20 protein-coding genes are annotated in these 18,867 nt (G+C 55.9%); 10 read left to right on the top strand and 10 right to left on the bottom strand.

The features are described from left to right. The first annotated feature begins 716 nt into the window (after positions 1-716). From B9A13_RS13395 to B9A13_RS13380, 4 genes are all read left to right on the top strand, one after another. Positions 717-1,433, top strand: a complete 717-nt coding sequence (locus tag B9A13_RS13395) for an amino acid ABC transporter ATP-binding protein (protein ID WP_423241271.1) — start codon at positions 717-719, stop codon at positions 1,431-1,433. A 79-nt stretch (positions 1,434-1,512) separates the two neighbouring features. After that, positions 1,513-2,352: a transporter substrate-binding domain-containing protein gene (locus tag B9A13_RS13390; RefSeq protein ID WP_084235669.1), complete on the top strand. Its 840-nt coding sequence runs from the start codon at positions 1,513-1,515 to the stop codon at positions 2,350-2,352. Positions 2,353-2,523: 171 nt separating this feature from the next. Then, positions 2,524-3,240, top strand: a complete 717-nt coding sequence (locus B9A13_RS13385) for an amino acid ABC transporter permease (RefSeq protein ID WP_084235668.1) — start codon at positions 2,524-2,526, stop codon at positions 3,238-3,240. Positions 3,241-3,327: 87 nt separating this feature from the next. Next, a complete protein-coding gene (locus tag B9A13_RS13380; protein WP_084235667.1) occupies positions 3,328-3,969 on the top strand; it encodes an amino acid ABC transporter permease in 642 nt (213 codons plus the stop codon). Positions 3,970-4,267: 298 nt separating this feature from the next. Here the strand turns inward: B9A13_RS13380 and B9A13_RS13375 are convergent, their stop codons facing one another. Both B9A13_RS13375 and B9A13_RS13370 read right to left on the bottom strand, forming a co-directional pair. Beyond that, positions 4,268-5,071 carry an EFR1 family ferrodoxin gene (locus B9A13_RS13375; protein WP_084235666.1) on the bottom strand — a complete coding sequence of 268 codons (804 nt, stop codon included), beginning with the start codon at positions 5,069-5,071 and terminating at the stop codon, positions 4,268-4,270. A gap of 88 nt (positions 5,072-5,159) precedes the next feature. Further along, entirely contained in the window at positions 5,160-5,963 is an 804-nt protein-coding gene (locus B9A13_RS13370; protein WP_159448150.1) for an EFR1 family ferrodoxin, read from the bottom strand. A 215-nt stretch (positions 5,964-6,178) separates the two neighbouring features. Here B9A13_RS13370 and B9A13_RS13365 point away from each other — a divergent pair, with 215 nt between their 5' ends. From B9A13_RS13365 to B9A13_RS13350, 4 genes are all read left to right on the top strand, one after another. Then, the gene (locus B9A13_RS13365; RefSeq protein ID WP_084235664.1) at positions 6,179-6,499 is read left to right on the top strand and encodes a PadR family transcriptional regulator; all 321 of its coding nucleotides are present in this window, start codon (positions 6,179-6,181) and stop codon (positions 6,497-6,499) included. Positions 6,500-6,511: 12 nt separating this feature from the next. After that, positions 6,512-7,147, top strand: a complete 636-nt coding sequence (locus tag B9A13_RS13360) for a permease prefix domain 1-containing protein (RefSeq protein WP_084235663.1) — start codon at positions 6,512-6,514, stop codon at positions 7,145-7,147. A 4-nt stretch (positions 7,148-7,151) separates the two neighbouring features. Next, on the top strand, positions 7,152-8,102 hold the full coding sequence (locus tag B9A13_RS13355; protein ID WP_084235662.1) for a DUF4097 family beta strand repeat-containing protein: 951 nt from the start codon (positions 7,152-7,154) through the stop codon (positions 8,100-8,102). A gap of 731 nt (positions 8,103-8,833) precedes the next feature. Beyond that, entirely contained in the window at positions 8,834-9,373 is a 540-nt protein-coding gene (locus B9A13_RS13350; protein ID WP_084235661.1) for a beta-class carbonic anhydrase, read from the top strand. Between the two features lie 78 nt (positions 9,374-9,451). Here B9A13_RS13350 and B9A13_RS13345 read toward each other — a convergent pair whose 3' ends face one another. Beyond that, a complete protein-coding gene (locus tag B9A13_RS13345) occupies positions 9,452-10,192 on the bottom strand; it encodes a glucose 1-dehydrogenase (protein ID WP_084235660.1) in 741 nt (246 codons plus the stop codon). A 480-nt stretch (positions 10,193-10,672) separates the two neighbouring features. On the opposite strand from B9A13_RS13345, the gene B9A13_RS13340 reads away from it, so the two are divergent. Together B9A13_RS13340 and B9A13_RS13335 are read left to right on the top strand one after the other, a co-directional pair. Beyond that, positions 10,673-11,014 carry a DUF6054 family protein gene (locus tag B9A13_RS13340; protein WP_084235659.1) on the top strand — a complete coding sequence of 114 codons (342 nt, stop codon included), beginning with the start codon at positions 10,673-10,675 and terminating at the stop codon, positions 11,012-11,014. Between the two features lie 68 nt (positions 11,015-11,082). After that, positions 11,083-11,721: a DUF1847 domain-containing protein gene (locus B9A13_RS13335; protein WP_084235658.1), complete on the top strand. Its 639-nt coding sequence runs from the start codon at positions 11,083-11,085 to the stop codon at positions 11,719-11,721. Between the two features lie 142 nt (positions 11,722-11,863). On the opposite strand, the gene B9A13_RS13330 is transcribed toward B9A13_RS13335, so the two are convergent. The 7 genes from B9A13_RS13330 to B9A13_RS13295 all read right to left on the bottom strand — a co-directional run bounded on the left by B9A13_RS13330 (position 11,864) and on the right by B9A13_RS13295 (position 18,859). Continuing rightward, positions 11,864-12,871, bottom strand: coding sequence for a beta-keto acid cleavage family enzyme (locus B9A13_RS13330; RefSeq protein ID WP_084235657.1), 1,008 nt, complete (start codon positions 12,869-12,871; stop codon positions 11,864-11,866). 116 nt (positions 12,872-12,987) lie between these two features. After that, positions 12,988-13,860, bottom strand: a complete 873-nt coding sequence (gene sdaAA, locus B9A13_RS13325) for an L-serine ammonia-lyase, iron-sulfur-dependent, subunit alpha (protein WP_084235671.1) — start codon at positions 13,858-13,860, stop codon at positions 12,988-12,990. A 23-nt stretch (positions 13,861-13,883) separates the two neighbouring features. Then, positions 13,884-14,549: an L-serine ammonia-lyase, iron-sulfur-dependent subunit beta gene (sdaAB, locus tag B9A13_RS13320; protein WP_084235656.1), complete on the bottom strand. Its 666-nt coding sequence runs from the start codon at positions 14,547-14,549 to the stop codon at positions 13,884-13,886. A gap of 109 nt (positions 14,550-14,658) precedes the next feature. Continuing rightward, the gene (locus B9A13_RS13315) at positions 14,659-15,033 is read right to left on the bottom strand and encodes a hypothetical protein (protein WP_143807033.1); all 375 of its coding nucleotides are present in this window, start codon (positions 15,031-15,033) and stop codon (positions 14,659-14,661) included. Between the two features lie 830 nt (positions 15,034-15,863). Then, positions 15,864-16,904, bottom strand: coding sequence for an epoxyqueuosine reductase (locus tag B9A13_RS13305; RefSeq protein WP_084235653.1), 1,041 nt, complete (start codon positions 16,902-16,904; stop codon positions 15,864-15,866). A gap of 451 nt (positions 16,905-17,355) precedes the next feature. Continuing rightward, a complete protein-coding gene (locus B9A13_RS13300) occupies positions 17,356-18,102 on the bottom strand; it encodes an amidohydrolase family protein (protein WP_084235652.1) in 747 nt (248 codons plus the stop codon). Beyond that, positions 18,092-18,859, bottom strand: coding sequence for an amidohydrolase family protein (locus B9A13_RS13295; protein WP_084235651.1), 768 nt, complete (start codon positions 18,857-18,859; stop codon positions 18,092-18,094). Before B9A13_RS13295 ends, B9A13_RS13300 begins: the two co-directional genes overlap by 11 nt. Positions 18,860-18,867: the final 8 nt, after the last annotated feature.

The following is an 18,867-nucleotide window of genomic DNA, read 5'->3' as shown; positions in this document are numbered from 1 at the left end:
CCCGGTTTTCGGCTGGGTGACCGATACGGAAACGCCGGGGATTCTCACATCGTCCAGCCGCGTTTCCTGCAGTGACAATTTTCCCAATGTGCACATTCCTTTCTTTCCCGTATTCCGGTTTTATCCGTACACATTGTATGGATTTTTGTCTGATTTTGGAAAGCGACGCGAGGGAAAATCGTTCGACAAAATACTCCTTCTTTTTCAAAATGTACCTTTATTGCTTTCCCCCCGGCGGGGAGCGTGCAGCTTTCATCCAAAGCCCTCGTAATCAATTCTTTTGTTAGAAATGTTCTTAAAAACAAAACGTACGCGCCGACCGCGGGCGGCTCTCGCTGCCACCAGCTTGCAATACAATGGAACCGCACTTTCACGCTTTTATGCACGAGAGTAATTTTTCCACCTGTCGTGCACTACTTTTGATACAGGACGGACAATTTCTGGGAACCCGGTCTTTGCCCCTGTTTGATTTGAATATTTCGCACGAGCAAATTGCATAATTCTTACCTAAGTTATAGACAAGAGAGGAATTTTCTGCTATAATGGCAGAAATAAAACAGCATACGGAAACAGAACAAAAGAAACCGGCAGGCAAGCGGCCTTTCTCCGACAATGACGTCTGATCGTATCAGAGCATCATTTTTTTCAGGAGACGGCTTATGTCTGCCTGTATTTTGACGGTCTGGACAGAGCTGGGAGATGGTTTTTTGATTACAATGGAAAACGTGGAGAAGCATTTCGGAAAACTCCATGTGCTGAAAAACATCAATTTACATATCGAAACGGGAGAAAAACTGGTGGTCATCGGGCCGTCCGGTTCCGGGAAAAGCACTTTGATCCGGTGTATCAACGCACTGGAGAAACCAACCTCCGGCTCCATCACGGTGGACGGCGTGGAGATCACCGCCCGCAAGGCACCCATCAACACGGTGCGGCAGTCGGTGGCCATGGTGTTTCAGAGCTTTAACCTGTATCCCCATAAAACGGTGCTGGAAAACCTGACCCTGGCTCCCATCAAGGTGCAGGGCGTTGACCGCAAGAAGGCGGAAGAGACGGGATACGCCTATCTGGAGCGGGTGGGACTGACCGAAAAGGCGCACAGCTTCCCCTCCCAGCTGTCCGGCGGGCAGCAGCAGCGGGTGGCCATCGCGCGGGCCCTGAACATGCATCCGAAAATCATCCTCTTCGACGAGCCCACTTCCGCCCTGGACCCGGAAATGATCCAGGAGGTGCTGGACGTCATGGTTGGGCTCTCCAAGGACAATATCACCATGGTGGTGGTGACCCACGAGATGGGGTTTGCCCGCCAGGTGGCGGACCGGGTGATCTTCATGGACGACGGAGAGATCGTGGAGAGCGGCGCGCCGGAGCATTTCTTCACAAATCCCTCCAGCGACAGGACCAAGCTGTTTTTGAGCAAAATCCTCCGGTAAAAAAGTGGAACTATTAAAAGTATCCAAACGTTTTCATGTGCTGAACGACATTTTTTATTAAGAGGAAAGGATGAATCGTATGAAGAAGAAACTGTCTCTGCTTTTTGCCGCCCTGTTCCTTCTGGCGGCGGCGACCGGCTGCTCCGGCGGAACCTCCGCGACGCCGACGCCCACGGCCACGCCGGCTCCCACCGAGGAAACCAGCGAGCTTCCCGCTCAGCTCCAGGCCATTGTTGACCGGGGTGTTCTGCGGGTTGGCACCAAGGTGGACGTTCCCAATTTCGGCTATCAGGATCCGAAAACCGGAGTTGTGGAAGGTCTTGAGGTGGACATCGCAAAGCTCATCGCCAAGAAGCTCCTGGGAGACGAGACCAAGATCGAGACCCAGGGCGTCACCGCCCAGACCCGCGGTCCCCTGCTGGACAACGACGAGGTGGACATCATCATCGCAACCTTCACCATTACCGACGAACGCAAGCTTTCCTACAACTTCACACAGCCCTACTACACGGACAGCATCGGCTTTTTGGTGAAAAAGGATTCCGGCTATAAGGAAATCAAGGATCTGGCGGGCAAGACCATCGGCGTTGCCCAGTCTGCCACCACAAAAGCCGCCCTGGAGGATAAAGCCAAGGAACTGGGCATCACCTTCCAGTACGCGGAATTTGCCAGCTATCCCGAAATCAACGCTGCTCTGGCTTCCGGACGCGTCGACGCCTTCAGCGTGGATAAGTCCATTTTGCTGGGCTATGTGAACGACAGCACGGAAATTCTGGAAGAGGGTTTCAAGCCCCAGGAGTACGGCATTGCCTGCAAACTTTCCAACACCGATCTGGCCGCCTGGCTGGACGAATTCGTTTCGGAAATCAAGGCCGACGGTTCTCTGGACGCACTGATTGAAAAGTGGAACCTGGGGTAAACCGAAAAATCCGCATACGTCGGCAGGAAGTCTGAATTCCTGCCGCAAAGGGCAATTTCCCGGCGCGCGGCAACAGCCGCGCGCCGGGAAATGCCGGTAAGCGCCGCGTAATCCCCTTCTACGGCCGTGCCTTGCGGGAGACGCCGGCGGGTATTCAAAGGATGTGAAGGAATGTTTTTAAACAGCGGACCCTTTGCGCTTTTTAAATGGGAGGCTCTCTTTTCCGACTGGCATATCTTTGCAGCCGGGTTTGGATACACCCTGCTGATTTCCCTCTGCGCGCTGATTTTATCTCTTGCAATCGGCGTTCTGGTGGGAATCGCCTCCACCACCCAGTCCCGCTTGCTCCGGGCAATCGCGCGGGTCTATGTGGAATTTTTCCAGAACACTCCTCTTCTCATCCAGATCTTTTTCCTGTTCAACGGCCTTCCCTTCCTGGGAATCGTCCTCAACATCACCACCATCGGAATCATCGGCGTGGGGATGTACCACGGAGCGTACATCGGCGAGGTGGTCCGCTCGGGGATCGGCTCCATCGCAAAAGGGCAGCTGGAAGCAGCCCTCTCCCAGGGATTTTCCTACTGGCAGTCCATGCGCTATATCGTCATCCCCCAGGCGACGCGAATCATCCTGCCCCCTCTCACAATGCAGGCGGTGAACCTCATCAAGAATACCTCCGTCGTGGCCATCATCTCGGGAGCGGACATCATGTTTACCGCGAAATCCTGGTCCTCCGGGAACATATACTACGGGCCGGCCTATGTGGTGGCGGGGCTTTTGTATTTCATCCTCTGTTTCCCGCTGGCGACCCTGGCCAAGCGGATGGAGGACAAGACTCAGGGCGGGCCCGCCGAGGGGAATCCCAACGCCGTCCCTGAAAAGGCTTAACACTGTTTTCCGACTGAGTCCGCGACAAATCATTTCTTGCGCCGATCGGGCAGGCATATCCCGGACGGGCGCGGAATCGAGGTAACCATGAGCGCGATCTTTACACCGGAAAATATGCTCTTCATCCTGGCCGGGCTGAAGACTACCTTATATATTTCCGTCATATCGATCCTGCTGAGCACCCTTTTCGGGACGATTCTGGGCGTTCTGCGCAGCCTTACCAGGGGCGTACCCCGCGCCATTGCCGCGGTATACATAGAAGTGGTGCGCAACATCCCGAATCTTCTTTGGATCTATGTGATTTTTATCGTCTTCCGGCTAAAATCCATGGACGCGGGCGTTGTGAGCTTTACCATCTTCACCTCCGCCGCCGTGGGCGAGATCGTCCGGGGCGGGCTCAACTCAGTGGGCAAGGGACAGTGGGAGGCCGCCCGGAGCCAGGGCTTCAACCTCTTACAGGTACTTTGGTACGTCGTTCTGCCCCAGGCCATGCGGAACATGATCCCGGCGCTGGTTTCCCAGTTTGTTACGGTGATCAAGGACACGAGCTTCCTCTGGTCTGTTATCGCCATTCAGGAGATCACCGGAAAGGTGACCATCCTCATGGGGCGGTATTACAAGGTGAATCAGGTGTTTATCCTGTACGGCATCCTGGCGCTGACCTATTTTGTCATCAACTTCGCCATTTCTCATTTTTCCAGAAGGCTGCAAAAAAGGCTCAGCTATTGAATCTGAAAATACCGCCGGAGGCTTTCGCCTCCCGGCTCAGACTGTCCAAATAGTGCCTTTGGCACTATTTCGAATGGGATGCGGCATGTCGCGCGCACGAATCGTCCGCCTGTAGCGAACCATTCGCACACTTACAAGCCGAGAAGTGTTTTTTTGAGCCCAGGTCATCGTGAAAAACGATGCAATTTCATTCGCGCCGCGCGCGGCGCGAACTCTGCGAGACTTTTTCTAAAAAATTGTACCGGGAGGCTTTCGCCTCCCGGTTTTTGTTTTTTGAATATGTACAAAAGCTGTCGTATCACACGAACCACTCGGGGGCGCGGCGGGCGGTGAACTGGGCCTCCAGTTCCTCCTTATGGCGGAGATAGTTGGAGTCGTCGTAGTACTTTGCGCCCACGGGGCATTTTTTAACGCAGGCGCCGCACTTGATGCAGATACCGATCATACGCTTCGGGTCTTCCGGGTCGATGGAGCCCATGGGGCACGAATTTACACAGATCATGCACCGGGTGCAGGTTTCCTTTGTTTTGGGCGTCACCTTCCGGATGTCCACAAACTCCCCCAGGGGATTTTTCGGGCGGTAATAGGGGCGGTAGGGCCTGCAGCCGGCGCCGGAAACGGGAGCTTCCCACCCGGCTTCCAGCTTTTCCTTTACCTTTGCGGCAAAGCGGGAAACCTCCTCCATGTCCCGGCCGTCCGGGCGGCCCGCCCCCATGGTGCGGGAAAAGGAATGCTCCCCTACAAAGGCTCCCGCCGCAGCGACGCGAAAGCCGCGGGAGGTCAGAAGATCGATCAGCTCCACAAGGGCGTCGTCATAATTCCGGTTGCCGTACACCGTTATTGCAACGGCGCGGGCCCCGTTTCCCTCCAGAGTACCCAGATACGGCAGCAGCACGTTGGGAACCCGCCCGGCGTAAACCGGAACGCCCAGGACAACAAGATCGTCTAATCCAAAAACCGCCGGATTTTTCCTCTCCTCCGGGAGGGTAAAGGATCTCGTTTTGCAGGTATCCCCTTCCGCGAGAAATTCGGCAAGCCCGCGGACGACCTTTTCCGTGGTCCCCGTGGGGGAAAAATACATGGCAGTCACATTTTGTTTCATACTCTACCTCCAAACTTCCCTCCGCCCCGGTAGAGCGGATATGGCCGAAAGTTCTCTCCGACAGGACGCGAAGCAGGGTCCTTCCGCCTTATATGAACCACTCCGGCTCCCTGCGGGCGGAGCAATGCTTTTCCAGGCTCTCCGCAATGGCAAAGATCATGGGACTATCATAATATTTTGCTCCCACGGGGCATACCTTCACGCAGGCGGAGCACAGGATGCATTTCCCGCTGAGAGCCGCCGGGTCTTTATCATCGATACAGCCCGTGGGGCATACCTTGAAACAGAGCATGCATTTGATGCAGGTGTCTTTGAGCTTAGGGGCCAGAGTCAGAGTGTCGATGAGTTCCCCCTGGGGCGTTTTCATGGGTTTTATGGGCTTGTACGGACGGCTGCCGGGAATTTGTGGCGCCTTTAAATCGCCGCCGTCCAGCTTTTCCTTCACCAGGCGGGCGAAGCGGGACGCTTCCTCCAGATCCTTTTCGTCGGGGCGGCCGGCCGCCACGAGGCTCGTGAAAGTGTGCTCCCCGATAAAGGCTCCCGCGGCAACGACGCGAAAGCCCCTGGCTTCGAGTATATCTGCAAGTTCCAGGAGCGCGTCTTCATAGGCCCGGTTCCCGTATACCACAACGGCCACGGCCAGGGCTCCGTTTCCCTCCAGCGTCTCCAGATACGGCGGCAGCAGGGCGGGAATCCGGCCGGAGTAGACGGGTACGCCTACAACCGCCAGGTCGTCCTTTCCGAATACGGCGGGAGTCTTCCTCTCTCCCGGTTTTGTGAAGGATCTGTTATCGTATGCGTCTGAACCCGCAAGAACCCGGGAAATCTCCCGCGTCACCTTTTCCGTCGTCCCCGTGGGGGAAAAATACATGGCCGTCACTTTTCTTCTCATTTTACGCCTCCAGTCCCGTCTTTTTGTTCCGCAGTACGGAACTTTCATCGGGTTTTTTACCATCATACCCCACACCGCGGGAAAACGCCAGAACAAATCTGATTTTTGGTTATCAGCTACCGCAATAAATATTATAAATTATCTCACATATTACCTTGACACGCGAGGTATTATGTGTTACATTGTTCTCGGTAAAAGAACAAGGGGGTGGCCGAATGTCCATTACATCGGACCTGATCCGTGGAAACACGGAAACCATCGTCCTGTCGCTCCTGCGAAACCGGGACAGTTACGGATATGAAATCAACAAGACGATACAGGATCGGACGGGCGGCCGGTACGAGCTGAAGGAAGCGACGCTCTATTCGGTGTTCCGCCGCCTGGAGGAAGCGGGGCTCATCCTCTCCTACTGGGGAGACGAGGCCACCGGAGCCAGGCGAAGATACTATTCCATCACGCCCGCGGGGCGGGAGGCCTACGAGCAGAACCTGAAGGACTGGCAGGAGGCCAAGGAAATCATCGATAAGCTGATTTGAGGGGGATCGAACATGAAAGACAAACTCAGGGCATACATCGACAGCCTGTTTTCCGACGCGCCCAAAACAAGAAAGGCCTATGAACTCCGGGAAGAACTGCTGTCCAATCTGAACGCGAAATACGACGATTTAATCAGCCGGGGCTACTCCGAGGAGGAGGCTTATCAGGCGGCCGTGGCCGGCATCGGGGACGTGAGCGAGCTGATCGCCGCACTGGGCGGCGGCGACGTATTCGGAGGACCCGACGAGCGGCAGCGGAAAAAATCCGCCATGATGGTAGCTCTGGCCGTGATGCTCTACATTGTGGCCATTGTACCCGTCATACTCTTTCACAATCTTGCGGGCGTGGTGTCCCTGTTCGTAATCGGCGCCGCGGCAACGGGGATCCTCGTCTACAACGCCATGACCCAGCCCAGGTATTACAGGGCGGACGAGACTCTGGTGGAAGAGTTCAAGGAATGGAAAAGCGCAAACAATGACAGGATCCGGCTGCAGAAGAACATCTCCGCGGCCCTGTGGCCCCTGATCGTGGTCTGCTATTTCTTCATCAGCTTTATTTACACCGCCTGGGCCTGGTCCTGGATCATCTTCATCCTGGGCGCGGCCATAGACAAAATCATCAAGCTCGTTCTGGAGCTGAAGGAGTGAAAGAATGAAACGATCATATACAGGCACCGTTATCCGCCTGATCATCTGGATCGTCATCGCCGCGCTCCTCACAGGGCTCCTCGTACATCTGATATCGGGCGGTACCACAAACTTCGTGTTTAAACAGCCTTTCCGGTTCGCCATCACACTGGCAGACGGCGGCGAGCTCAGGGAGCACAGCAACGAAGCCTTCGATGCCTCCGCCGTGGACGAGATTAACGTGGACTGCAGCGTGGGAGACGTTGAGGTGACCAAATCCGAGGACGATCAGATCCACGTTCGGGTGGAAATCTCGGAAAAATCCGAAGACCGCGCCGCGGCAACCAGCCTGGACGGCGGCGTCCTTTCCATCAAGCAAAAATCCGGCGGCGTAATCGTTTTTGAAAACTATCGCCATATCGTACACATCGCTCTTCCGGAGGGCTGGGAAAAGAAATTCACAGGAAGCCTCTCCACCGGCGATATCACGTTTACCGGCACCTACCGGTTCACGGACGCGGAGTTTTCCCTCTCCACCGGGGATTTTGAGGCCGGCGGCATAAAAGCCGACACTCTTTCCGTCAAAGGCAGCACCGGCGACATCCGCCTGGATTCATTGACTGCCGGCAGCATTCTCCTGCGGTTATCCACAGGAGACATCAACGTGGACGGCCTTACTGGCGCGGGGACACTGAAAACCAGCACCGGGCGGATCGACGCGGTCCTTTTCTCCCTCACGGGGGACATGGAGATAACAGATTCCACGGGAGACATAAGTCTCACCATGAAGGCTCCCATTTCGGCTAAGGTAACGGCGGAAACCTCGGTGGGCAGCGTACGCTCCGATTTCGCCATGGTATATACCGACAACAGCGTCACCGGCGACAAGGCGGAGGCCGAAATCGGCAAGCCCCCCTATCCGTCTTTGTACGTGAAGACCTCCACCGGCAGCATCCGCATCAACAAAGGCAGCTGACAAAACGGTTAAATCGGTCTTAGCGCGGCGCCGCCAAAACGGCGCTGCGTTTTATTGCGTAACGCGGTAAACCACCCGCTAAGCCGGTGGAGGAAAATACCTTTTACCGCCTGAATAATCCCGCCCTCAGGCGAAAAGCCTCCCTTGTGAAAGGGAGATGTCAGGCGAAGCCTGACGGAGGAATTCGGGAGAAAACAGGAAACGATCCAGAAAGAATGCTGCTTCACGAATCGGAATCCCACCACCGCTGAAGCGGTAAGTTTCCTTTTGACAAGGGAGGCAAGGACGCTAATAACCCATTTATGGACGGCGTGACGCTACGGTACGAATAGGCGATCATTCGTAGGCTTCAGCCCCGCCGGTAACAGGCCATTATAGGGCAAGAGCAAACCGAGGGCTAAGCCGGCGGTTGAGCTTGTCGAAAAAGTGCCTAAGGCACTTTTCGAATGGGATGCGGCTCGTTGCGTGCACGAATCGTCCGCCAGGGGCGAACCATTCGCACACTTACAAGCCGGGAAGTGTTTTTTTCGACGCACAGGTCGTCGGAAAAAACGATAGGATTTCATTCGCGCCGTGCGCGGCACGAACTCTGCGAGGCTTTTTTGACAGTCTGAAACCGAGGGCTAAGCCGGCGGTTTTGATTTCAGAAAATATACCGGAGGACAAACACTGGATTTTCTGATACACTGGAAACACTGCTCTCATTTTATATCCGCAGAAGGAGATACGGTATGCTGGAGGAAATCTTACGCTACAATAAATCATTCGTTGAAAACAGGGAATACCGGAAATTTGAAACCGATAAATATCCCCACAAGAAGCTTGCCATCCTGTCCTGCATGGACACACGGCTCACCGAGCTTCTTCCCGCCGCACTGGGACTTAAAAACGGCGACGCGAAAATCATCAAAAACGCGGGCGCCGTGGTCTCCTCCCCTTTCGGCAGCGTGATGCGCAGCCTCGTCGTGGCCATCTACGAGCTGGGCGTGGAGGAAATCCTCGTGGTGGGTCATCTGGACTGCGGCATGCAGCACCTGGACGCGGACAGAGTCCTGGAGAATATGCTGCGGCGCGGAATATCAAAGGAGACCCTGGAATTGGTGGAGTACTGCGGGGTCAATTACCACCGATGGCTGGAGGGGTTTGAAAGCGTCGAAGCCTCCGTGAAAGCGTCGGTGGAGTCCATCCGAAACCATCCCCTGATCCCGAAGGACGTGCGGGTATACGGACTTGTCATGGACCCGGTCACGGGAAGCGTGGAACAGCTGTAAAGGAAACGGCCGGGGCAAAGCATGCGTCTGCGCTTTGCCCCGGCCGTATTCTTCAATCGGCAATCCGTGCTTATGATCTCAAACCAGTCCGCCGTTCACCCGGATGTTCTGGCCGGTAATCCAATGGGATTTTTCGCTTACCAGAAGGTCTATGGCGTCGGCTATGTCCTCCGGCTCCCCCAGGCGGCCGAAGGCGATGTTCTGGCACATTACGGCCCGCTGCTCCGGGGTCCTGGTGGAAAGGAGCAGCTCGGTGGCCACAGGGCCGGGGGCAACGGCGTTGATGGTGATGTTCCGCGGGGCGAATTCCTTGGCCAGGTGCCTCGTGAACTGCTCCACGGCGCCCTTTGTTCCCGCGTATACACTGTAGGTGGGTATCATCTGCAGATCCACAGAGGAGGAAATATTGATGATCCTGCCGCCGGATTCCATTCTCAGCATCGCTTCCCGGCAGGAAAAATACAGGCCCTTGACATTCAGCGCGACGACCCTGTCAAACTCCTCCTCCGTCACCTCGGTTATGGGTTTATGCGCCGCAATCCCCGCGTTGTTCACCAGAATGTCCACGCGGCCGAAGGCGGATATGCATCCGTCAAACAAAGCCCTGATCCCGCCGACGGTGCTTACATCCGCCCGGACCGCCTCTGCCCTGCCGCCCTTCCCGCGGATTTCCTCCACTACCTTCATCGCCTCATCCGGACTTCTGGAATAATTGACCGTCACGGCGGCACCTGACGCTGCAAGGTGCTCCGCGATCGCTTTCCCGATTCCCCGGGACGCTCCCGTCACGATGGCCGCCTTTCCAATGAGAGCTTCCATAGAACACTTCCTTTCCGCCTGCATTCGGGTTTTTTACCCGCCGCCGCATCACCAGTATATCACAGGACTGATCCGCCGGAAAAGGACTTTTCAGGCAGGTAACAGATACCAGATGAAGTGTGACCAGAAATGTTTTACCTTCGTTTTCTTTCTCCGCGAAAGTGCCGAAGTATTCTGTCCGGCGTCTTTTCCTCCGGATCAAAACTATATTATTGTATCACTTGTGTCATTATAATTTATATATATTCCTTGTATTTGTGTATTTGTCGAATTATTCACACGATTATTATATCATGTTCTTTCTTATCGTTATCCTTTTCACGAATGTCACGGTTCTTCACTTTCTGCAATCTTCGCTATTTGCATTGCAGCCGGCATCATGTTACAATATCAGAAGGTATTGGGATGCATTTGTCTTATCGTATCAACGATAGGATTTATTCTTATATTGGCACCAGGAAAAGGGAAAGGAAGAGAGCAATGGCACAATTCGAGACCAAACTTTACGGTAACTTCCCGGAAATTGCGGACAGCCTCCACGAGGAAATCATGGCCTCGGCAATGACCATCCGGCTCACCGGGCAGACCGAGTATTCCTCCGGCGAATTCCACGTCTCCACCTTCGTATACGACAAGTATTACATGCGTAATTCCAGCCGGGCGAGTCTCACCCTTACCATAATCGGAAACGGCCGGGAAATTACGGTTTCCGCGATCGGCTCCGGCGGCGGAAACAGCGCGCTGTTCAGCTTTTCCTGGGGCGCGGAGGAGAACTTTGTCTCGGTGGTGGAGCGAGCCGTCCGTCGCTGGGCGGAACAATGAGTCCGGAACACTGCAGAATACCCTTATAGGCCGGGCAACCGTCCAATTCAATGTAAGGAGAGATAAGAATGTACACCTGCGACGCATGCCAGATGAATTCCTGTTACAAGAAGGAACCCACCGGTTATCCCAAAAACTGCCCCTGCCCGGACGAGGCGCATGTGGAGGCGTGTAAGGAGCTTTACAGCGATCCTGAGAACATGATGATCTCCCACAATTCCGCCCTGGTGGAGGCGGAAGGCTATCTGCGGAAAAACCGGCTGGAGGAAATCATGGATTTCGCCCGCAAATGCAATTATCATAAACTCGGCGTCGCTTTCTGCCTGGGCATGAAGCGGGAGGGGAACATACTTTGCAACATACTGCGGCACAATGGCTTTGATGTGGTCGCGGTCGCCTGCAAGCACGGGCGCATTCCCAAGGAATTCATCGGGATCAAGGATGAGGAAAAGGTGCGTCCCGGAACCTTCGAATCCATCTGCAACCCCATCGGCCAGGCACTTCTCATGAACCAGCAAAAGACCGACCTGAATGTCATGATGGGCCTCTGTGTGGGGCATGACACGCTGTTTATGAAATACTCGGAGGCTCCGGCCACCGTTTTCGCCGTCAAAGACCGGGCGCTGGCCCACAACCCCATAGGAGCGCTGTATCTTTCGGAAAACTATTACAAGCAGAAGTTTTTCGGGAAGAACCAGGCGGATTGAGATTACCTGCCGTCACGGTTATTTGCGATTGAGAGGGTCCGCCGGAGGTTTTTGACGGGCCCTTTTACCGCGGAGAAATTGATGCAGAAAATGTCCGGCCGGGCAAGATACCCGGCCGGACATTTTATATTCTTATGCCTGATTACTTGTTGAAGGTATAGGGTCTGGGAGCGCCGAGACCCATCATCTCCCTGGCCTGCGCCGGAGTCGCGATGGGACGGCCCAGTTCCTTGGCGATGCGGACGACCCGCTCCACCAGCTGAGCGTTGCTCTTGGCAAGCTCGCCCGGGGCATAGAAGACGTTGTCTTCCAGGCCGACGCGGATGTTGTGGCCCAGGATCATAGCCAGGGTCACGATAGCGGTCTGGCAGGCGCCGATGCCGATGACGCTGAAGAGAGAATCCTTGGGCAGGAGGTTCGCCGCGCCCACCATATAATCAGCCGCCGGGAAGAAGCCGTTGCCGCCGAAGAGCATCTGGATCCAGTAGGGAGCCTTGATGACGTCGCGGCGGATGAGCTCGTTGATATACTTGACGTTGCCAAGGTCAAAGAGCTCCAGCTCGGGCTTAACTTCGTACTTGTCCATGGTCTTGACAACCATCTCGGCCTCGTTCATGTCCATAAAATAATTGAACTTGAAGGTGGCGTCCTGATCGCGGCCGGTAAGCGGAGGCTTACGGGCACCCAGCTTCATGTACTGGGAAGCGCAGGCAACGTCGATGCTGGAGACTTCGGGCTTTGCCGGGAGAGATGCGAGCATATTGGGCATCAGCTTCGCGTTGTCGATGTCCACGAATCTGCCGCCGATGCAGGTGTTGTTGACAATGATGTCGGGGCACTTTTCGCGGACCATGCTGTTGACCTTCAGAAAATCGTCAGATTTCTGGCTCATGAGAGACCAGTTCTGGGGATCTCTGGCGTGAATGTGCACCAGGCTTGCACCTGCGTTATACGCGTCATATGCGGACTGAACCTGCTGTTCGGGGGTTTCAGGGAGATTGGGGTTGGCTTCGGCACCATGGAGGCCTCCGGTGATGGCAACGGAAACGATCATGGGGGGGAACTGGGCAAGCCCCTTGCGGCTAATCATATTGATATAGTTCGCAGTGTCCCTGTAGTCGCCAAGGAGATAATTTTTCAGGTCAGGCATTTAAAAATCATTCCTTTCAAAAGTATTGGTAATATTATCATAAATCCAACCTGTCTATCTGTCAACTCATATGCAATTTGTTTGCAATAATTTTTATAATCTGTTCATTTTCGATTCTATTCTTTTCCGAATAATTCCCATGCGATCTTTTTCCCTGTGGGAGTCGCCGCCAGGCCGCCTTCCGAGGTTTCCCGAAGCGACGCGGGCAGGGCGAGCCCAATTTCCCGCATGGCGGAAATCACCTCGTCCGGGGGAATCACGCTTTTTACGCCCGCAAGAGCCATATCCGCCGCCACTATTGCCGCCGCGGCGCAAAACGCGTTCCGCTTGACGCAGGGCACTTCCACGAGACCCGCCACAGGGTCGCAGACCAGGCCCAGAAAGTTCTTCAAAGCAAGAGCGCAGGCTTCCGCGCTCATTTCCGGCGTTCCGCCCGCCAGTTCCACCGCGGCAGCCGCCGCCATTGCTGCGGCGGAGCCGCACTCCGCCTGACAACCGGCCTCTGCGCCGGAGATGGAGGCATTGAGGGCAATCACCCGTCCGAAGCCCGCGGCCGTCAGGAGCGCCGAAACCAGCTCCTTCTCCCCCGCTCCCACGGCTTCCCCCACAGTGAGGAGAACGCCGGGCAGGATCCCGCAGGAGCCCGCGGTGGGCGCCGCAACGATGCGGCCCATGGCGGCGTTCTGCTCGGCCACCGCCAGAGCCCGGGCGCAGGCCGTGTTCATAAAGCCGCCCATGAGCAGTTTTCCCGTTCTGCCGGCCTCACGGACGCGCCAGGCATCCCCGCCGGTAAGGCCGGAAACCGACTTTGTCCCGGGGCGCAGGCCCTTTTCCACCGACTGGCGCATCACCTGAAGGGTGCGGGCCATTTTCTCCCGCACCTCCTCCCGGGTAGCACCCGTGGCCTCCGCCTCCCGGGCAAGAAAGAGGGAGGAACACTTCTCCCCTGTTTCCCCGGCGATTTCCAGCAGTTCCCGTATCGTTCCGATGGGCTTCATACCCTCCGCTCCTTTCAAACCCTGTCCGCCGACATGGTCCCGAAAACATCGTGCAGCCCGGCAACCGAGCGGGCCGTTTCCGGGTCAACCGGCTGATCGGTTTCAATGAGCATGATGGCGTGTCCCCCCCTGTCGGAGCGGTAAACCTTCATCTGAGCGATATTAACCCCCGACTTTGCAAGTTCCCCCGTAACGCGGGAAACCATGCCGGGGGTGTCCCGGTGCAATACGATGAAAACGCAGTATTCCCCCGTGAAGGAAACATCGTATTCGTCCACGCGGCTGATGATCACGCTTCCCCCGCCTATGGATGCGCCGGAAACGGTGACCTTCCTGCCGGACGCGCCGGTGAGGACGGCGGTGACGCTGTTGGGATGGCGGTTGGGCCTCTCCTCCCTGTCCGGGTCAAAGGTTACCTCCAGTCCCGCTTCCCTTGCGAGGATCAGGCTGTTACGGAGCCGCTCGTCGTCCATACCCATGCCCAGAAGTCCGCCCACGAAGGCTTTATCCGTCCCGTGCCCTTTTCCGGTCCTGGCAAAGGAACCGTAAAACCGGACTACGGCGAAAACGGGAGGCTCTCCCAGAAGGGCGCGGGAAATACGCCCCAGCTGGACTGCGCCGGCGGTGTGGGAGCTGGAGGGACCGATCATAATGGGCCCCACCACGTCGAACAGGTTCATATCCGCACCTTCTATATCCATATCATTTAAAACCGCAAAACGGGCAGACAGCCATAGTATGCCGGGTCATGCCGGGATTATGTCAGGCTGCGGATTTGCGGCGGCGGCATTACGCATCGCCGCTTTTCCGCCGGAGCTCGTCGGACAGGCGGTACCAGTGCTGAACGCTGTTTTCCAGCAGAAAGTAATGCAGGAGGTAAAAAATCAGGATGACGGCCACCGCGAGAAAAAGGAGCCCCTGCACAAAACCAGGATTCAGAACAAGCGCTACCGTTACGGCAAGAAAGACCAGAAGGGTCGTCAGCGTCACCAGAAGATGCACCAGGCGTTCATGCTGGAGCCAGGCGAGCTTTTCCCTGTGCAGGCGCATGAGTTTTTCCGGCGCCTCGCCGTTTTCCAGGCCCCGCCGGAGTTCTTCCTCGTGATCTCTTATGAACTGCTTCATGTTGATTCCGAATCGGTCCTGCTTTTTCAACGGTTTCACCGCACTTTGCTTTCTTTTACGGGAAATATTTCCCGACAGCCTGATTATACGGCAAAACATGGCGGCCTGCAAGCAAGGCTTGGTTTTTAAAAGGCGGCTGCGGACGACGTTTTGAGTCTTGATTTCCGAAAGATTGATTACGAAGGTTTGGACGGGAGCGGCGCGCTCCCCGCCGAGGGTAACTTTTTGTTTTTGGTTTTTTATGAAAGGTTTGGACGGAGCTCGGCGCTCCGCTGGGGTGCCTTTTCCGTTTTGGGAAAAGGCACGAAAAGCAAACCAAGGGGCTCCGGCCCCTTTGGATTCCCGTGGAGGGTGCTCTTGTGGGCGCTCTCAATCAGTGACTGACTTTCGGCAGTTGCGAACGCACATACAGCTCTATAGCAAGAGGTCTTTTTTTCAGCCCGCGATCGGGGCTCTCCGGGTTTTGGATAGTGGGGCTCAATTGGTCTGCGAAAACGTACCTCGTGCGACGTTTAAGAAGATTCACTCTTTCGCAAGTTAACCGGCTTTTAAAAATATTTCAGGATTCTAATGTTTCACCTGTGGTTTTATGTGTTATGTTAACTGCGTAAAGGCATGGTTTGCCTTACTATCTTCTTCGACGCCGCAGGCAGGAGGTATTAGCAGATTTCCTGAGCCGCTTATGGCCGATTGTTGAAAGGCCGGTCGCGGGCTCAAAAATGGAGTTCCTGTCTTAAAAAATATTGATTACGAAGGTTTGGACGGGAGCGGCGCGCTCCCCGCCGGGGGTAACTTTTTATTTCTGCAAAAATGCCCGGCTTTCGCCGGGCTTTTTGCAGTTTTGGCCGGGTATCGCGGATACCGGCCTTTTACGCTATATGAAGTTCTTCCGAGACCAGCCGCGCCATCTCCCGTACCTTCTCGTTTTCGCTTTCGCGGGCGGCGGCGATACTGGGCTTGTAGCTCTCCTGGTAATTATTGCGCATATAGCACAGGACGTTCACCTTCCATTTCCAGAGTTCGTCCGCGCCGATATAGAAAAATTTCGGCTGTATCTTCCGTTTGTAAAATTCCTCGTCCATGTTCAGAATTTCTTCCAGTGAAAGATACAGTTCCAGCTCCTTAAGGCCGGAATACTCATATTTTTCTTCCCATTTTCCCTTGTTCATGGGGCACGCGTCCTGGCAGGCGTCACAGCCGTAGATCCATGGGCCGAACTGTCCGCGGTGCGCATCCTTCGGCAGGTCCCGTCCGCCGAAAGTGGTCAGATAGGAAATGCAGTCGCAGGGGGACATGGTGAGCCGCGCGGAGAGAGAACCGCTGGGGCAGGCGCTTACACAGCGGGTACAACCGGGGGGACAGGCGGGAAGTCGGGCGGTTTCCCTGAGCTCCATTTTCTGATCGATGAGCCAGCCGTCCAGGTTCACCCAGGAGCCGTGTTCCGTGTAAAAAAAATTGTTGTTGCGGATGACGCCGAGCCCCGCTTTCATCGCGGCCCAGCGGAGAGAAAAGACGCCGAATTTCTGGTTCGACGCGGTCTGGAGACCCAGCTGACCCAGAAAATCTTCCATCTCGGCAAATCTTTCGTATTCCGCTTTTTCAGACCGGACACGAAAATCAAACAAATAATATTTTGCGATATGACCCTTCAGGGTTTCCGGAATCTTATACCTGCCATAGTGCGCCGCCACGACGACGGCGGACCGCGCCCAGGGGAACTGTTCCCGTATTTTCGTGTTTGTCAGGCGTTTTTGCCTCTCGTAGAACTTCTTCGACGCTTCCGGCACCTTTTCCATCCGTTCCTCCAGGCGCCGTTCGTACTCCTCCAGCTCTTCGATGGAGACGATACCGCATTTTATATATCCCAGCTCGTATGCCTTGCTTTGGATCCTCTGTTCTGTCGAGACCATGCTTTCCCGCTCCCCCCGCATCAGTATAGTGTATATACACTAATCGAAATGTATCATCTCCGCACCGATTTGTCAAGCGGGTCTTCCTTGGTTTTATCGTTATTTAAGAAAGCGCAATAACCAAAGCTTTGGACGGGAGCCGCGCGCTTTCCGCCGGGGGTAACTTTTCCCGCATAGGAAACGTCACCAAAAGGATGCCAGGAGGCCGAGGCCTCTTGGAGCTCCGGGGAAGGGTACTCCTGTGGCGCTCTTAATGGGTAATTGACTATTAGTAGTTTCGAGCGCACTGACAGCCCGGTGGCAAGAGGTCTGTTTTTCAGCCCGCAATCGCGGTTCTCCGGGTTTAAGTTTGAGGGGCTCAATAAGTCTGCGAAAACGTACTTTATGCGGCGTTTGAGAGGTTTTGCGCTGAAACGGCCCCGTCTTTGGGGGCGGGGCCGTTTTTTCCCGATCAGGCGCCGAAGAGAAAACGGAGAAGGTCGGAGGAAAAGATCTCCTTTTTGATTTCCGGGAAAACCGGGAGAAGCTCGATGCGGCGCTTTTCCGTCCAGGGCTCGCAGCGGGGGTATCCCGTTTCGAACACCACCCGTCCCGGCGATACGTTTTCCGCCATGTCCTTCAGCCATGCCGAGCCGCTGCAGGAGGCGGTGCCGATAAACAAATTAGGGCAGCGGCCCAGAAGGTAGCCTACGTTTCCGAAGGTGAGGCCGGAAAGGTCCAGCTGCCCGGCGTTGGTTGCAAGAATCCTGAGGCGGGGATACAAAAGCGCCAGCTCCCCGATCTGCGAGATATGGGAAACCCACGGATAACCCGCTTCCAGGACCAGCGGCACGTTTTTCTGCTCCAGGGCTGCGTACATGGGCAGCACCGCCTCGTCGTTGCAGCGGAAGCTGTCCTCCCAGGGGTTTAGATAAGCCGCCACAAATCCGGGCGTCTTCAACCTTAACTCCAGCTCCCGGATGGCCTGATCCCCTTTCCATGGGTCCAGGCGCGCGGCCCCCCAAAACAGGTGGGCATAGTCGGACATCGCCCGCTCCACCGTGTCGTTTCCATCCTCCACGCGGTAGGAAAGGGGCTTTTGAGGGCACAGGAGCGCTCTGTCGATTCTGTTTTGCTCCATGAGGCCGATGTATTCTTCCAGCTTCCCGTGCCTGCGGTCAAAACTCTCCCCGATCCTTGCGTGAGCGTCAATTACCATGGTCCACCGCCTCCTCTTCCCGCTTTATACGGAGGATTCCCATGATGTTCCGGAAGAACACGCGCTCCTCCGCCTGCTTCCCCAGGTTTGCATGCCGGACCTTTTCGATCTCCAGCAGGGCGTTTCCCATGGGGATGCCCGTTCCGAAGAGGACCCTGCCGGGACCCAGCTCCCGGACGGCGCGGCGGACATGCTCCACGAAGGGCATGGCGCTGGTGTCCATATAGACGTTCCGGTGGCGCTGACAGACCCGCAGGGCGTCCTGAAAATGGAAGGCGCCGCCCATATGGGCAAGGATCACGCGGGTTTCCGGGCTTTGTTCCACCGCCGCCTCATACTGCAGGGGAAGGCACATGGCCTCGTCGGCGCAGTGGACCAGGACGGGCACGTCATATTCCGCCGCCTTCCGGAAGATCTCCACGGTGATGTCCCCGGAGGGATGCAGGTCATAGCCGGCCGGATTGAGCTTGACGCCCCGGAAGCGAAATTCCTTCACCGCGCGGTCCAGGGTCTCCAGGGCGTACCGCCCGGACCAGGGGCTGAGGCGCACATAGGGAATCAGCCGGTCGGGATATCCGGCCGCGCCCTCGGCCACATATTCCAGGATACGGGGGTCGTCTCCGGAAGCGTTCCGGTAAGAGCTGACCACCGCCATGTCGATGCCGGCGGCGTCCATGATGGCGATGATCTTCTCCGGGGGGTCGTATCTCTGCCGGCTGCCGGAGTCGTCCATATGCGCATGGCTGTCAAATATCATCCAGGTTC

The sequence above is a fragment of the Papillibacter cinnamivorans DSM 12816 genome (assembly GCF_900176335.1).
Taxonomy (GTDB): Bacteria; Bacillota; Clostridia; order Oscillospirales; family Oscillospiraceae; genus Papillibacter; species Papillibacter cinnamivorans.
The sequence above is the reverse complement of the archived record's forward strand: the minus strand, read 5'-3'. Positions and strand labels throughout refer to the sequence as shown.